Source organism: Streptomyces coeruleorubidus (assembly GCF_008705135.1).
Classification (GTDB): Bacteria; Actinomycetota; Actinomycetes; order Streptomycetales; family Streptomycetaceae; genus Streptomyces; species Streptomyces coeruleofuscus.
On the sequence record NZ_CP023694.1, the window covers coordinates 2877008 to 2892901 of the forward strand.

General features: G+C 68.9%; 9 protein-coding genes. All 9 read left to right on the forward strand.

Translation table 11 applies throughout. The features are described from left to right. Window positions 1–117 precede the first annotated feature (117 nt). The 9 genes from CP976_RS44345 (at window position 118) to eccD (ending at window position 15887) form a co-directional block, all read left to right on the forward strand. A complete protein-coding gene (locus CP976_RS44345; protein ID WP_150480549.1) occupies window positions 118–7167 on the forward strand; it encodes a DEAD/DEAH box helicase in 7050 nt (2349 codons plus the stop codon). Next, complete coding sequence (locus CP976_RS13305; RefSeq protein ID WP_150480550.1) at window positions 7164–9422, forward strand: UvrD-helicase domain-containing protein; 2259 nt, start codon at window positions 7164–7166, stop codon at window positions 9420–9422. The genes CP976_RS44345 and CP976_RS13305 overlap by 4 nt, the downstream gene beginning before the upstream one ends. 278 nt (window positions 9423–9700) lie before the next feature. Continuing rightward, window positions 9701–10033: a hypothetical protein gene (locus CP976_RS13310; RefSeq protein ID WP_086604314.1), complete on the forward strand. Its 333-nt coding sequence runs from the start codon at window positions 9701–9703 to the stop codon at window positions 10031–10033. Window positions 10034–10109: 76 nt separating this feature from the next. After that, window positions 10110–10421: a pore-forming ESAT-6 family protein gene (locus tag CP976_RS13315; RefSeq protein ID WP_150480551.1), complete on the forward strand. Its 312-nt coding sequence runs from the start codon at window positions 10110–10112 to the stop codon at window positions 10419–10421. Window positions 10422–10474: 53 nt separating this feature from the next. Then, window positions 10475–10867, forward strand: coding sequence for a DUF6507 family protein (locus CP976_RS13320; RefSeq protein WP_268250132.1), 393 nt, complete (start codon window positions 10475–10477; stop codon window positions 10865–10867). Then, window positions 10864–13275 (forward strand): hypothetical protein, encoded by a 2412-nt coding sequence (locus CP976_RS13325; RefSeq protein ID WP_150480552.1) that lies wholly within the window; start codon window positions 10864–10866, stop codon window positions 13273–13275. The genes CP976_RS13320 and CP976_RS13325 overlap by 4 nt, the downstream gene beginning before the upstream one ends. A gap of 12 nt (window positions 13276–13287) precedes the next feature. Beyond that, window positions 13288–14166 carry an immunity 49 family protein gene (locus tag CP976_RS13330; protein ID WP_229875240.1) on the forward strand — a complete coding sequence of 293 codons (879 nt, stop codon included), beginning with the start codon at window positions 13288–13290 and terminating at the stop codon, window positions 14164–14166. Between the two features lie 34 nt (window positions 14167–14200). Next, complete coding sequence (locus tag CP976_RS13335; RefSeq protein WP_150480553.1) at window positions 14201–14491, forward strand: hypothetical protein; 291 nt, start codon at window positions 14201–14203, stop codon at window positions 14489–14491. 16 nt (window positions 14492–14507) lie between these two features. Next, window positions 14508–15887 carry a type VII secretion integral membrane protein EccD gene (eccD, locus tag CP976_RS13340; protein ID WP_190146816.1) on the forward strand — a complete coding sequence of 460 codons (1380 nt, stop codon included), beginning with the start codon at window positions 14508–14510 and terminating at the stop codon, window positions 15885–15887. Window positions 15888–15894 lie beyond the last annotated feature (7 nt).

Here is a 15894-nt window from a genome sequence, read left to right on the forward strand (position 1 = left end):
CTGTCCGACCTGCGCTATACGGTTGATCCGCACCACACGAACCGGCACCACACCGCACCACACGAGGCGACCGCTGCCACGCAAGCGTCTCGGGATCCACAGACGAAGGGGAGCGTCGTGAAACCCACTCTGGCCGCCGCGCAGCTGCGGGGCAGTCTGACGCAGTACCTCACGACGACGTACGCACTGGCCGACGACGACACCCGGCGAGCCCTTGAGCGGTTTCTGGGGGATCCGGAGTCCGGGATCTTCCGGGGTCCGTATCTGCGGATCAGGACGCCGTTCCACAAGGCGGACGACGGGTGGGAGCGGCATCTGGAGTGGCAGCCTGGGTTCACGCCGTGGCGGCACCAGGCCAAGGCGTGGCAGCGGCTCAGCACGCTGGGCGGCAGGGAGGCCGAGCCGACGCTCGTGACGACCGGCACGGGTTCCGGAAAGACGGAGTCGTTCCTGGTGCCGGTGCTCGACCACTGCCGACGGCAGAAGGCGCTCGGGCGGCGCGGTGTGAAGGCCGTCCTGCTGTACCCGATGAACGCGCTCGCCACCGACCAGGCGGGCCGCATCAGCGACTACCTGACCGCACCCGACCTCGCCCAGGTAACGGCGGGTCTGTACATCGGCGACCGGCCGGACACCGATTTCCGGCGGGTCATGACACGGCGCGAGGAGATGCGTGTCTCCCCGCCGGACGTGCTGATCACCAACTACAAGATGCTGGACCTCCTGCTGCAGCGTGGTGAGGACCGGGCACTGTGGGCGGGCGCAGACGTCGCGTACGTGGTGCTGGACGAGTTCCACACCTACGACGGTGCGCAGGGCACCGACGTGGCCATGCTACTGCGCCGGCTGGCGAGGGCGGTCGGCGCAGCGCGGCCGGACCGACCGCTGGGGCGAATCTGCCCCGTGGCGACCTCCGCGACGCTGGGGGCGGGCCGGGCGGGTACGCCGGCCGGGGGCATCCTGGACGTGGCGGCGCAGGTGTTCGGCATGCCGTTCACGGCGGACGCGGTCATCGGCGAGGAACGGATGACCGCCGAGGAGTTCACCGGCGAGGTCGACTACGCGCTTCCCGAGCCACCCTCTCCGCAAGAGGTCATCGCGGCGTCGGGCGGCATCGGGGTGGAGGCGAAGCCGGATCTGCTGGACCTGGACGGGCTCGCCGCCCGCATGCTGGGGCGGCAGGGCCTCGACGCATTCCGTATCGGCCGCCTGCTGAAGCGGCACGACTTCACGCAGGGCGTGCTCGCGCTGCTCGATGGCGAGCCGCTGGACGAATGGGGGCTGCGGGACCGGCTCGCGCGCTTCGGATACGCCTGGGGGCGCACGGCCCGGGAGAATCCGCAGCTGGTGCTGCAAGCCCTGGCCCGTTTCGTGGCCCTGCTGTCCGCCGCCCGGGATCCCGACTCGGACGAACGGCGTCCGCGTCCCCTGCTGCACGTGGAGGCCCATCTTTGGGTGCGGCCGGTGACGCGTGTGCTGCGCGGGGTCGGCCGGACTCCGGAGTTCCGCTGGTACGAGGACGACCGCGCGCAGGCCAGACGAGCCGCCCTGGCCGCGTCTCCGCCGTCGGACGAGGAGGACGGCCCCTCCGCCGGCAGTGGGTCTTCTGCCGGGGCGAACCGGCCGCAGCCTCTTGCGGGTACGGATACGGCGGTGCGCCCCGCCCAGGTCCATCTGCCCGCCGTCTACTGCCGCGCCTGCGGGCGCTCGGGCTGGGCCGCGCTGTCCCCGGAGGCCGATCCGCAGCAGCTTGTCATGGCGCAGGACCGGATCTGGCGAGCAGGTGTCGGCCGGGACAAGCGCCGCATCCGCTACTTCATCTCCGCGACCGAGCCGGAGCGGCGCCAGGCACTGGACGCGCTGGCCGGGCGACGTCCCGCGGGCAGCGGCGTCGATCCCCTCTCCGTGGTGGTACTCGACGGGGCACAGGGCACCTACCGGCTGCCGACGGCGGGAGACGACGGGGACCTGGTGGACGCTTGGTTCGGGCTCGCGCTGCTCGACAAGAAAACCGCCGACAAGGCGGCCAGAGACGACCGCTGCCCGGCGTGCAACACCGACAACAGCATCCGGTTCCTCGGTACGGCGCAGGCGGCACTGGCCTCGGCCACCGTCACCCAGCTCTTCACGGGCGGGGACATCGCGCTGGTACCGGAGGAACGCAAGACACTGCTGTTCAACGACTCCACGCAGGACGCCGCGCACCGCGCCGGATACGTCGCCAACGCCTCGTACAAGTTCTCGCTGAGGTCGCTGCTCGCGCACAACCTCGACGACTCCGGGACCGCGACCGCGCTCAACGATCTGATCGGCAACGTACTCGACTCGGTGGACGACCCCGAGGCGCTGGCCGCCGTCGTTCCACCGGATCTGCACGACGAGCCGGGTGTCGACCGGGTGCTGTCGGGGCGCGGCACCGGGGACGCCCGTACCTGGCGGCTGATCGGTGAACGGCTGGCGTTCGCCACGGTCATGGAGTTCGGGCTGCGGTCACGGCTGGGCCGCACCCTGGAACTCACGCGGACTGCCGCCGCCGAGGTCGTGGTCGAGAACCCTGAGAGAGTCACCGATCTCGCCCGTGATCTGCACCTCGCGTTGCCGGGACAGATGGTGATGGCGGGTGGCCTTCCCACACCTGAGAGGTATCTCGCCTACGTGCGAGGCATTTTGGAGCGGCTGCGGCTGCGCGGCGCGGTCCGGCACCGGTGGCTGGAGCAGTGGATGCGGGAGGCCGGCGCCGACCGGTTCCTGATCAGCGGGCGACGGCCCGACGGCATGCCCGCGTTTCCGGAAGGGATCGCCCCACCGCGGTTCCTGCTGGACGGGCAGAAGGACCGGTCCGAGTTCGACGTGGTCACCGGCCGTCTCGGCTGGTTCCAGGACTGGACCCGCCGCTGTCTCGGGCTGGACGCCCCCGGAGCCACCGAGTACCTCCGTCGGCTGCTGCCCGCCCTCGCCGACGAGCATGTGCTCAGCGTGCGGACGGCGAAAGACCGCACCACACGCGTCTACGGTCTTCAGCCCGGCCACATCCAGGTGCGGCTACTGGACGACTCGATCGTCAACAAGGCGTTCGTGGCGTGCGAGGACTGCGGCTGGCAGCAGGTCGTGCCGCCGGAGCGGCGCACACGATGGTACGGCCATCCGTGCCCGCGCTATCGGTGCAAGGGATACCTGACGCCGCCGCAACCGGGGATGCACCGCGGGACACCGCATGAACCGCACAGCGGCAGCGGGGGCGTCACCGGCGCGGGCTTCGGAGTTCTCCAGGAACGCGACTACACGAACGACTACTACCGAAGGTTGTATCTGACCGGCGGTACCTTCCGCGTGGTGACGGCCGAGCACACCGGCATGCTGACCCGTGCGCAGCGTGAGCAGGTCGAGCGGACCTTCCGCGCCGGAACGCACTACACCGATCCGAACGTTCTGTCCTGCACACCCACGCTGGAACTCGGCATCGACATCGGCGACCTCTCGGCCGTACTCATCGGCTCGCTGCCGAAGGGGCCCGCCAACTATGTGCAGCAGTCGGGCCGCGCGGGACGCAAGACCGGCAACGCGTTGGTCGTCGCCTTCGGCGGACGCCGGGCCCGGGACCTGTACTACCTGGACCAGCCGCGAGAGATGATCGCCGGCGACATCGTGCCACCGGGCTGCTATCTGTCGGCGGTGGAGATCCTGCGCCGCCAGTACACCGCGTGGCTGCTGGACCTCGCCGCGCGAGGCGGGCTCAGGACCGCGGACGGCGAGCAGGTGCAGCCGGTGCCCCGGCTGGCCTCCGCTCTCTTCGGCACGACGGGTTGGTGCCAAGACCTCGCGGACGCCGCACAGACACACGGGGCGAGCCTCGTCGAGCAGTTCCTGGCCCTGTTCCCCGAAGGCGGATCCCTCGTACGAGGCCATGGCGAGTCCGCCGTGCGGGACGGTGACGACGCCGGAGTGTCCACGCACGCCGCCGACGCGCTCCGGGAGTACGCGACCGGCGGCATCGTACGTGCGCTCCAGGAGGCGGAGGAGGACTGGACGGGACGGCGGGAGGAGCTGCGGCGCAGGATCGCCGCGATCGACGAAGCCGTCGACTCACTGGCCCGCACGGACGAGGTCCAGGACCGGGAGCGGCGGGAACTGCTCGCCGAGCGCCGCAGCACCGGCGATCTGCTGCGGGACCTGAGCCGGACCAGCGCGCACGGCACCCTCGTCGAGCTGGGTCTCCTGCCGAACTACAGCCTGGCCGACACCACGACCCAGTTGGAGGCCACCCTGTACTGGTCCGAGGTCCCCTCGGACACCGACGAGACCGCCCAGACGCCCGGCGGAACCGACGCACCGAAAGAACACCGGCCCCCCGCCGGTACGCCTCGCATCTACCGCAGCGAGACCCGCGACTACGAACGCTCCCGCAAGATCGCCCTCACCGAACTCGCCCCGGGCAACAGCTTCTACGTCAACGGCTACAAGCACGTGGTGCGCGCCCTCGACATCGGCAGCCCGGAACGCCGCGCCTGGTCGGTGTGGCGGCTGTGTCCCTCCTGCGGATACGTGCGCACACGCGACGCCCAGACCGACACCTCGCCCTGTCCGCGCTGCGACGGGCGCGAGATCGCGGACGCGGGCTGTGTCCAGTACGTGCTCCAGCCGCGCCGGGTCGTAGCGCGCGACAAGCGGGACGACGCACGAGTGCGCGACGACCGCGACGAGCGCGCCCGCAGGCAGTACGCGGTCCTCACCACGGTGGACATCGACCCCGCGCACCAGGCAACCGGCTCCTGGCGGCATGACACGGCGACCTTCGGCGTGGACTTCTCCCGCCGAGCCGTCATCAGAACGCTGAACCTGGGACTCGACCGGCAGGACGGCAGCTCCACGGTTCCGTTGGCGGGCGAGGACGTCCGGATCAACCCGTTCTACGTCTGCACGAGCTGCGGCGGCGCGACGGCAGACGGCCGGCCGGTCGTCGACCAGTCGCAGCACGCGCTGACCGAATCGGGGGCCGCCACCACGAAGGGGAGCCTGCACCATCTGCTGTGGTGCCCCCGGCGGCGCACTCAGGGCTCCGGGCACGGCGAGAGGCAGGGAGGGGGCCAGGACGTACCGCTGCTGCTGGCCCATGAGTTGACCACGGAAGCCGTGCGGATCCTGCTGCCCGCCTCCGTGACACGGGCCCGGGAGCGGCTCGCCTCCTTCACCGCGGCGCTGTTCGCCGGTATCGCGGCACGCTACGGCGGCGACCCCGACCACATCGAGATCGCCGCGGCCTCGATGCCGGACAGTCCGGAACAACTCGGCTCCGACTTCCCTCGGCGCTTCCTCGTCGTCTACGACCGGCTGCCCGGTGGCACCGGCTATCTGCACCGGCTGGCATCCGCGGCCGGCTTCCGTGAGGTGCTGCTGAAGGCGCGCGAGGTCATGGAGAACTGCCCATGTCAGCAAAGGGAGTTGGACGGCTGCCACCAGTGTCTCCTGCGCAGGGTGCCCCCGTCGGACTACGACCGGGTCTCCCGCCGCGAGGTGCAGTCCATGCTGGACGAACTCCTGGGCGCCGACGGCGAACGCTGGCAGACCTCACCGGTCTCGACGACCCGCCAGATTCCGCTGGAGCAGCAGGCGGAGAGCGACCTGGAGGTCATGTTCGTCGACACGCTGGAGGAGTGGGCCAAGCAGCCCGAGTCCCGTGCGGCGGCGGACACGTACACCACCCCGGCGGGTACCCGGGCGCTGGATCTGCGACTGACGACCGGCGACGGAGCCACGGTGAGCTGGCGGGTCTCGCAGCAGCGCGTCCTCGACGGGACCCGGCCCGACGTGCTCTTCGAGCGGCTCGACGCTCCCGGTCCACGGCTCGCCGTCTATCTGGACGGATACCGGTACCACGCGAGCTCCGAGCACAACCGTCTCGCGGACGACGCCACGAAACGCGCCCGGCTGCGGGCCGACGGACTGCGGGTGTTCCAACTGACGTACTACGACGTCAAGGAGTGGCGGCGCCGCGTCCGCGACACCGGCTATGCCGGAGTCGCCCCGGCGGATCCGGTGTGGATGCCGTACAACCCGGCGGCACAGGACCGAGCACGCTCCTACTACGCCCAGACCCGGGGCGGCCTGCCCGGCGAGCTGTCGGAAACCATCTGGGTCAACCCTGCCGAACTGCTGCTCGCCTACCTCCGTGCCCCTGACGCGCAACGGTGGCACCACCGCGCCGAAGCCACCGTGGCAGGCCTCCTCGGAACCCCCGGCCTACGGGACGCACCGGTCGGGGCGGAAGCGGTCGGCCGAGCCGTCGAGGCGGCATTACGCGACGAGGTCGTGAATGAACCGAAGGGGCCTCTGCGCGTCCTCATGGCGACGGACAGGTCCGGTTGCCGACTCGTCCTGGTCGCCGACGTGCGGCACCGGCCGCCGACATGGACGGGGCTGACACTCCTGGACGACAGTGCCCACGCCGTCACGGAGGAGAAGACCCACAAGCGGCGTTGGCAGGCCTGGCTGTACTGGAGCAACGTGCTGCAGTTCCTGGAGCACGGCGGGGGCGACAGCGCGCAGCTCACCACCACACTGCTCGACGGCTTCACCGCCGACGTACTCACCGTGACCGGCGGACAGGGGTGGCTGTCCTCAACGCGGATCACGCCGGTCGTCGGCGGCGAGCCTCAGCGGGAACCGGACAGCCTGCCACCGGTCGCTGTGACCGCCGGACTGCCCGCGGTACCGGCGAGAACAGAGGAGCCGCCTTCCGAAACCCGGCCGGGGCGGGACGGCGCCTGGGACGCGGTACTGGAGTACGTCGACCCCGACGAAGCCGGCCTGGCCGAACTGGCTCACGCACTCGCCGACCTGGGCGTGCCCGCGCCTGAGGACGGCTTCGAACTCGACGAACACGGCTGGCAGGCCGAATTGGCCTGGCCCGACGCCCGGCTCGGCGTGGTGCTGGCACCGCAGGGGACGCCCGAGGAGCCGGATCACGAGGCACAGGACCGTGACCGTGCCTTCGTCGCCGCCCATTGGGACGTACGTCCGGCAGGCGGGTGGACCGCGGAGGAGATCGCCGGACGCCTCGGCGTCGTTGCCGCGCGGACACCCGACGGCAGTCATACAGACGTGGGGCGGCCTGACACCGGCACGACCAAGAACGACAAGAACGAGAACGAAGACGGGGAGCTGGCATGACGAGGACCGGGGGCGTGACGCTGCGCCTGCTCGACAAGGCGGACAAAGAGATCCTCCGGCTCCCGCGCACAGTCAAGGGCGCGCTGTTCGACTTCCAGCACAAGTTCAAGGAGAACCCTCGGACCCCGGGGCTCAAGCTCAAGCAGCTCAAGGGCGACAGCCGAATCTGGTCCGCTCGGATCAACGACGAGTACCGCGCCCTCCTGCTCAAACTGGCCGAGGACGACTGGCTCATCGTCTCGGTCAAGCACCGCAAGGAGGTCTACGACCGGCTGGCGTACGGAATCAACACCGTCACCGGCGGGATCGAGTACGTCGACCTTCAGGTGGTGGAGGACAGCGTGCTGCGGCGCATCCCGCCGCAACAGCCGTCGACCGCCACTCCGGCCGTCCCAGCACCGCCCGCTGAAGCCCGACCGCTCGCTCCCGAGCCGCTGTTCGCCGCCTGGACCGACGGGCAGCTGATGGAACTGGGCGTGGCCGAGCCCCTGGTTCCGGTCATCCGCTCCCTCACCACCGATGAGCAGCTCCTCGGCCTGATCGAGTACGCGCCGCAGCTCACCGGCGAGGTCCTGCTCGCCCTCTACGACGGAAAGCCGTTCGAAGAGGTACGGGACGAGGTCACCGCCCCCGTTGCCGCTCCGGAGCCCGTCGACACCGAGGACTTCCAGACGGCCGCCGAACGGCCGGCCACCGTTGTCACCACCTCCGACGACGCGCTGCGCGAGGCACTGGAGGCAGGAGACTTCGGCCGCTGGAAGGTCTTCCTCCACCCTGCTCAGTCAAAGTTGGTCGAGCGCCGCTACTCCGGACCCGCACGGGTCGGCGGCGGCCCAGGCACCGGGAAGACCATCGTTGCCCTGCACCGCGTCCGCCACCTCGTTTCCCAGCTGCCGCCTGGTCACAACAAGCCGGTACTGCTGACCACCTACAACAAGAATCTCGCTGCCGACCTGCGCTCCCGCCTCCTGGAACTGGGCGGTGAGCAACTGCTGTCGCGGGTGGAGGTAAGCCACGTCGACCAGCTCGCGCTACGCGTGGTGAGGGAAGCCGAGCCCGGCAGCCGCAAGCAGACCATCGACGACAGCCAGGCCGTACGGGAATGGCGGGCGATGCTCGACGAGCTCGGCGAAAGCGGCTGGGATGCGGAGTTCCTGCACGACGAGTGGACGCAGGTGATCCTCGGACAGGCAGTCGGCACCCGCACCGACTACTTCCGGGCTCGCCGGGCCGGACGCGGCAAGAACATCGGCCGGGCGGACAGGGCCGCCATCTGGCAGCTCGCCGAACGCTTCACGCAGCGTCTGGACCGGCTCGGGCGCCAGACGTGGGATCAGGTCGCCGAACGGGCCGCCCGTCTGGAGATAGGGCGCGAGCAGCGCATCCGCGCCATCGAACGGCAGCGGGAGGAAGCGAGCGGTCTGGACAACATCCACCTCCAGGACGGCTCAGGCGGCTGGCTCCGCTACCGGTACCGGCACATCGTGGTCGACGAGGCTCAGGACCTGCGCCCCGCCCACTGGAAGATGTTGCGCGCCATGACGGCCCGTGACTCGGATGACCTGTTCCTCGTGGGCGACACCCACCAGCGCATCTACAAGAACCAGGTGACGCTAGGCAGCCTCGGTATCAACATCCGGGGCCGGTCCGCGAAGCTCAGCCTCAGCTACCGCACAACACGGCAGATCCTGCGCTCCGCGCTCGAGGTGCTGGGCGAGGAGACCTACGACGACCTCGACGGAAACTCGGAGACCCTCGCCGGATACCGTTCCGTGCTCAGCGGTAGCGCACCTGGCATGCACCCGTGCACGGACTGGCAGACGGAACGCGAGGCCATCGCCGCACGCATCCTGGCCTGGGACGCCCACCCAGACGAGCGGATCGCACACGAGCAGATCGCAATCTGCGTTCCCACCAATCTCATGGCGAGAGAGCTGGGAAACACCCTCGGGGAACACGGCATCCGGGCCCTGGAGATCGGCGCAGACGGCGCCCGGGGCGAGTCCGGAGTTCACATCGGGACCATGTTCCGGTTCAAGGGGTTGGAGTACCAGCGCATGATCATCGCCGGGGTCAGTGACGGTCTTGTCCCCCGCGAGCAGGTCAACCAGTTGCGTCAGGTGGACCCAGCCCGCTACCGGAGGGAACTCCAGCGGGCGAGATCCCTGCTGTTCGTGGCGGTGACCCGAGCCCGCGACAGCCTCGACATCTTCTGGCACGGCGCCCCGAGCCCGTTCCTCCACCGTCTGCCGTGAACGGCGCGCACGAGCGGCCGCATCTGCCCTCTTCCAGGCAACCGCAGATAGCGGCAGACGAGTCGAGCTGCACGCCGGCCTCTGTTCCGGAAGTCCTTGCGGAGCTCCGAGCAACGGCCATCCACGTACGAGATCAAGCCACTTCATACTCATCTGCGTTGCGCCTGCAACGCAATGTACGGAAGGATGTTCGACGAGCTGTGAGTCACACGTGACGTGTGAGTACGCTGCAGAGATCGCGCAATCCCACTGCGCAACACGCTTACGGGGGTGGGTTGATGAAGTTCGATATGGGGTCGACGACCCTGTCGGAGCTCGGGAAGAGCACCGTCGGCTCGAGTGAGGATCTGGGCACGCTGATCACGTGGCTGATCCAGTCGGCAGAGCCGTTGGAGGGGAAGTTCAACGGGGCGGGCAAGGCCGCGTTCGACAGGTTCAAGTTGCACGCCGACGAGATCACGGATGCGTTGAACAGTTCGCTGGGGGCGATCCTGGGCGGTCAGTCCGGCATGGACACCGCATTCGGGACCGGTGACGTGGAGTTGGAAGACAACGCCCACCAGAACATGGGTGCCGCCAACTTCGATGCGGCCCGCTTCGGCGCACGGTAACCACGGAGGCGCGTATGCGCCCGTCGGCCGTAGCCACCCGCCTTCACCGTCACCGTTTTCAAGGGGGAATCCGACCATGGGGCAGAACCAGGACCGCCGCTCGTACGACACCGGCGCTTCCAGCGAGGTCCAGATCAGCCTGCACGCCGTCATCGGGCAGCTGGAGCGGGTACTGAGCGACCGCGACCGCGCGGTGAAGGCCGCGATGGCCGACTTCACGGCGGACGGCATCGCCGATGAGTACCACGGCAAGGAGAACCGCTGGCACCGCGCCGCCGGTGAAGTCCGCGAGATCATCCGGCTGGTGCGCACGACGATGGAGCAGAACGACGGGACCGCGCAGACGACCCTGGCCAGGGCACGGGCGGCCGTCGACAACATCGGCTGAAGCCGGACGCGCAGCGGTAGCAGTAACAGGGAGCGGGAAGCGGGGGCTGACGCATGCCGGCGTGGGACATCTCTCCGTCCGGGGTCCAAAGTGTGATCTCGAACGTGAGTGACGTCATGAAAGTCCTGGACGACATCGTCCAGGCGTACTCGGATGACGTGCAGGGTGCGGCCACCTCGGCCGGGACGCTCGCTCCGGGTGGGGCGGGCGGTGAGCACAAGGGGCAGAGCGGGTTGGTGGCCGCTGCCCTCGCGGAGTTCATGGAGGGCACCGCGAACGAGCTGAAGTTCATCGGCGTGCGGGTCGGCAAGTCGGTCAACGGTGCGGTGGAGGCCACGGTGGCGTACCGGGACGGCGACCTGGAGATGGCCGCGGAAGTGCAGCGGCGCGCGGCCGGAGTGGTCAGGCCCGACATGCCGGACGGCTGGAAGGCCGGCCGCCTGTGATCAAGCCGGAGTCCATCCCGCTGTTCACCGGCGATCTCGGTCAGTTGGAACAGCACATCGACGCCCTGCGGGACGAGGCGGACGGTATCCGCCAGGCCGGCGGGGAGGCCCATCGCCAGTTCCAGGGGCTGTCGGCCTTCTACCAGGCGCCGGAGGCGGAGGACCTGTTCGCCTCCACGACGCCGGTACGCGACGCCGCCGACCGGTTCGGGGACAACGTCGCCACGGTGGCCGACGCGCTGCGGACCTACGCGGCCGAGGTCGCGCCGATCGCCAAGCGGTTGGAGCAGTTACAGAGCCAGGCGACCACCTTTGTGGCCGGGCTGAAGACCAGCAGCGGGGAGTTCGACGAGAACTGGACCGATGACGCGGACAAGGTCTCGGAGCACCAAGCTCTGATGCATGACGTGGCCGTCGCGCAGGCGGCGTTCACCGCTGCCGAGATCGCCTGCAACAACAAGATCACGGCACTGGTGGGCGGCACCCAGTACGTGATGAACACCGGCGACAAGCAGTTCACCCCACGTGGCGCGGAACTCTACGGCTACAGCGCCGAGGTACTGGACCAGGCCAAGGAACTCCCCTGGGGCACACCGGTCACCCAGTCCCACGACTGGTGGGACCCGGACGACCTCGGCTACTACGCCAAGAGCTTCTTCTGGGACGGGATCATCGTCGACAACGTCTGGGGCACCGTCGACGGCCTCGCGACCCTCGCCGGGTTCCACGGCTCGGACAGCGCTGGCCAGGCCTGGGAAGGCCTGGTCCGGGCGGTGGTCGGAGCCGAGACGTACCTCATGGAATCCGGCGGCCAAAAACCCACCGGAGTCTTCGCGACCGACTTCACCCAGGCGAGCAAGGGATACGCCAAGGAGTTCGCGAAGGGCTTCGTCGCCTGGGACATGTGGGAGGAGAACCCGTCCCGCGCCGCGGCCACCGTCGTCTTCAACGGACTCACTCTTGGCGCCGGACCGCTCAAGATCGCATCCGCCGGCAAGGCAGGCACCGCCGCCAAGGTCGCCACCACGGTCGCGAAGGTCGGCGACGTGATCGACCCGGTCGGCGCCGCGGTCAAGGTGACGGGCCACGCCATACCCAGGATCGCCCAGGTCACCGAGAACCTGCGCGGAGTGAACAACGTCCCCGACCTGCGCGCTCCGCACAGCGTCCTGGAACTCGACGACGGCTCCAAGGTCGTCATCGAGAACGGCGAGTTCATCCCCTACGACAAACACGGCAACATCGTCAGCGACGCACCGAAGACGGAACGTTCCGCCGCGGCCGGGGACACACCGGAGGAGTTGGCGGGGCGAGAGCGAGAACTTGCAGGGGTTGGCGGCAGGTCACAGTCGCCGCAGGCATCCACGCACACAGGCGGCGGGTCCGCCGGAACAACAGCCGATACCGGTGGCAGCGTTCGAGGACACACCTCGCATGCATCGTCGCCCAGCCAAGGAACAGGCGATGCCAACGGGTCGGGTAGCGGCCACGAGCCGTCGAGATCTGCCGCGAGGCCAGGCGGCTCGGATCACAATTCCGGAGGAACAAATTCCGCCGGAGACCGGGAACTCTCCGCGGAGGAACGAAAGCGCATCCGGGACGAGCATATTTGGAAGGCCAACAACGACCCGGCTTGGCGCGAAGAACACTATGACGCTCTCGACCGACGCAAGGAAGCCGCGAGGATCGTTGACGGCGTTGAGTTGCCCATCCTCGCCAGGGACGCGAACGGCAAGCTGGTATCCAAGTACGACCTGCCGAGCGGGCCGTCGGATGTCAAGTATGGTCGGACGCCGCTGGGGCCGGACTCGGCCGACCCCGTGCATCGTCCCGAACTCGACAGGCTGGCGAAAGACCGCAAGGTGGCAGGGCACCTCACCGATGCGTCAAAGGCAGTTGAGGAAGCCCCCACACCTGAAGCGCACGAGGCCCTCAAAAGAGCACAGGCGGCATACGCCGAGCAGCTCGGCGACGTGCCCAACAACAGCAAGATATCCGAGAAGCTGGGCGAGAAGGCCGCTGAGCTGCACGTGGTTCCGCATGAGTTCCCAGGCGCCGAGTGCGTGCCACTTCCCAAGACGCCCAATGGCGCCGACATGTTCGACCAGGTGTACAAGCTTGGCGATGACGGCGGTTTTGTGATCGTCGAAGCGAAGGCACCCTCGGCGGACCTCGGCTGGCGCAGAGGTGCAGGCCCCTACGAGGGCATGATGGTCAAACAGGGCACCAAGGAATATTTCTACACAATTCTTGAAAAGATGTGGGCGCGAGGCGGGAAAGACACCGAGATCGCCAACGCCCTCGAAGACGCCCTGGAAGACGGAAAGCTGCAGTACGTCCTAGTGAAGGCGAATGAGAACACGGGGTCCTACGCTGGTGCTGTGATGGAATACTTCAAGATCCGTTAGAGGAGGGGTTCAGTGGTCACGAGCGTTCCGCGCCATGGCTTCCGCACGGACAACGCGGCCGAGGCCATGGCGCCGCTCATCAATGGGACGCGTCGGGTTCTCGACCGAATGGAACGGTCGGAGATGTCCCGCCACCGGGCGCTGAGCAGCACCCTGACCATGGCGAAGTGGTACTGCCTGACGGACCCCGAAGCAGCGAAGCTTGAAACGTGGGAGGCCTGGGTCACAGCGATGCAGGTCGGCTGTGCTCTGTTCGACTCGGCCACGGCCACCGAGGGACCCGTACCGTGCCGGATCGGGAGCGCGGGCGAGGTGAAGAATCTGCCTGCGACGGGGCCGACGCCTTATACGCACGCGGGGGCGTGGCTCACGGCGGTCTATCTGGCGACGATCTGCCGCGAGAACGACCGTCTCGATCGACTGATGCGGGTGCCTGTGTCGTTTCTGCGTGAGTCTGTTCCCGAGGGCGCGGTTTTCGATGACTACGTCTACGACTGGGTAGAGGCTCTCCAGAGCTACTGGGCCGGTCGAGCGACGGAGATGTGGGACAAGCTGGTGGCGGCGGTCAAAGGCACCGATCCCGAGCGGGAGGGCGTCATTGACAAGGAAATGATACTGAAGATCCTTTATCCGCCGCTCGAACTCTTCCATCGCTTCCAGCTACGGGAAACCGAGCAGTTCAACAGCGCACTGGTTGACGCCGTCACCGGGCACAAGCAGTACTGGGCCGGCGATGAGGCGCGTGTCCTGAGCGGAGACGGCCTGGTGGCCCTCGGTCCTCTCGCCTTGGCCTGTATGGCTCACGACAACGAATTCCCGATCGAGGTCGAGTCCGAGTACTTGCCCAAGCATCTGCTGAGGCGTTCATGGGTCGGCGAGTTCGAGACGTGATCCACGTTCTCCGCGAGACAGGGGGCCGAAGACCGTGACAGCTCAGGACTACGACAACCAGTTGCTGGAGTCGGTGTCCGTCCGCCGACGGCGCATTCGGGACGCTCTGCTCTTCGGCGCCCAGCGCCAGAGGCGTTCCACCGACGAGAGGTTGGGGAAGCTGTTCGTCGGCGTCGTGATCGCGGCGGTGGTGTGCGCGGGGTGTGTGGGCTGGTCGTTCGTGTCGCACAAGGTCATCGGGAAGAGCCCGTACGGGGCGTCCGTGCCGTCCTCGGGTCAGAACTCCCCCACCGCTGCCGCCCCGTCTGCCTCTTCTTCTCGGTGATAGGTTCGAACGCGTGATGTCCACGGGGTCCTTGAGTCGTTCGGCGACCAGCAGCCGTACGGCGCTGAGCCGGATCACCCTGGTCGGTGAGCGGCGTCGGGTCGACCTCGTGCTGCCTTCGCGGGAGCCCGTCGGGGTCCTGCTGCCGGAGGTCATGCGGCTCCTGGACGACCGAGTGGGCGACCGGCCCGAGTTGCGGCATCTGGTCACCCCGGACGGGTCCGCGCTCGCGCACGACAGCACCCTGGAGTCGGCCGGTGTGGCCGACGGGGCGGTGTTGCGGCTCGTGCGGGTGGAGGATGCCCCTTCCGCGCCTGTCGTCCATGACGTCACCGACGAAGTCGCCGGCGATCTCGACATGCGGGTCTGGCGGTGGCGGCCTGCGGTGCGGCGCGTCGTCGCCGCGTGTGCAACCGTCCTCTGGGCCTTCGCCGCTGGGCTCCTGGCTAGAGAGCACTTCGCCCTGTCGGCAGTCGGGGTGGGGCTTCTCGTCATTGCCGTGGGATGTGCCGTGGCCGGTGTCCTCCTCGGGCGCGTCCGGCGGCAGGCACTCGCCGCCACCCTGATCGCCACGGCCGCCGTCCTGGCCGTCCTGTCTACCTGGACCTGCGCCGATGCCTACGGCTGGAACGGCGCGGTGCGGCTGGCCGGTGTCGCGGCGAGCGTGGCGCTGGCGCTGTTGCTCGCGGGGTGGTTCACGCCGTTGGGGCGCGGCGCGCTGATCGGTGCCGGGGCTGTCGTCGGCTGCCTGGTGATGTGGCAAGCGGCCCTCGGGCTTCAGGGCGGGGCGGGGACCGCCGCCCAGCAGGCCCGGGTGGGTGCGCTGCTCGCCGTCGTCTCCGTCGTCGTCCTCGGGATGCTGCCGCGGCTCGCGCTGATGGCGTCAGGGCTGACCGGGCTGGACGACCGGCGCACGGGTGGGGCGTCGGTGAGCCGGTACCAGGTGGGTACGGCACTCGCGGCCACCCACCGTGGGCTGGTGCTGGCGACCGTGGTTCTCGCCGCCTCCGCGGGGGCGGCCGGCGTGCTCGTCCTGCGTACGGCGTCAGTGTGGACGGTGCCGCTCGGCGTCGTCGTGATGGTCGTGCTCGCCTTGCGGGCTCGTGCCTTTCCGCTCACCGCCGAGGTCGTCGTGCTGCTCCTGGCGGCGGCCGTCGTCGCGGTGCGCCTCGTGGCGCTGTGGGGGGACCATGCCTCGGCTGTGGGCCCTGTCGCCGTGCTCGCCTCCCTCGCTGTCGTACCTCTGGTGGTGCTGGCCGTCGAACCGGCCGAACATGTGCGGGTGCGGCTGCGGCGGGCCGGTGACCTGCTGGAGTCCGTGGCTGTGATCACCCTGTTCCCTTTGGTGATCGGCGTGTTCGGGGTGTACGGGCGGCTGCTCGGCACCTTCGCGTAGGGCAGGG

Excerpts from the sequence above, each read along its gene's own strand:
- CP976_RS13305 (WP_150480550.1), top strand. The coding sequence starts at position 7,164 with ATGACGAGGACCGGGGGCGTGACGCTGCGCCTGCTCGACAAGGCGGAC.
- CP976_RS13310 (WP_086604314.1), top strand. The coding sequence starts at position 9,701 with ATGAAGTTCGATATGGGGTCGACGACCCTGTCGGAGCTCGGGAAGAGC.
- CP976_RS13315 (WP_150480551.1), top strand. The coding sequence starts at position 10,110 with ATGGGGCAGAACCAGGACCGCCGCTCGTACGACACCGGCGCTTCCAGC.
- CP976_RS13320 (WP_268250132.1), top strand. The coding sequence starts at position 10,475 with ATGCCGGCGTGGGACATCTCTCCGTCCGGGGTCCAAAGTGTGATCTCG.
- eccD (WP_190146816.1), top strand. The coding sequence starts at position 14,508 with ATGTCCACGGGGTCCTTGAGTCGTTCGGCGACCAGCAGCCGTACGGCG.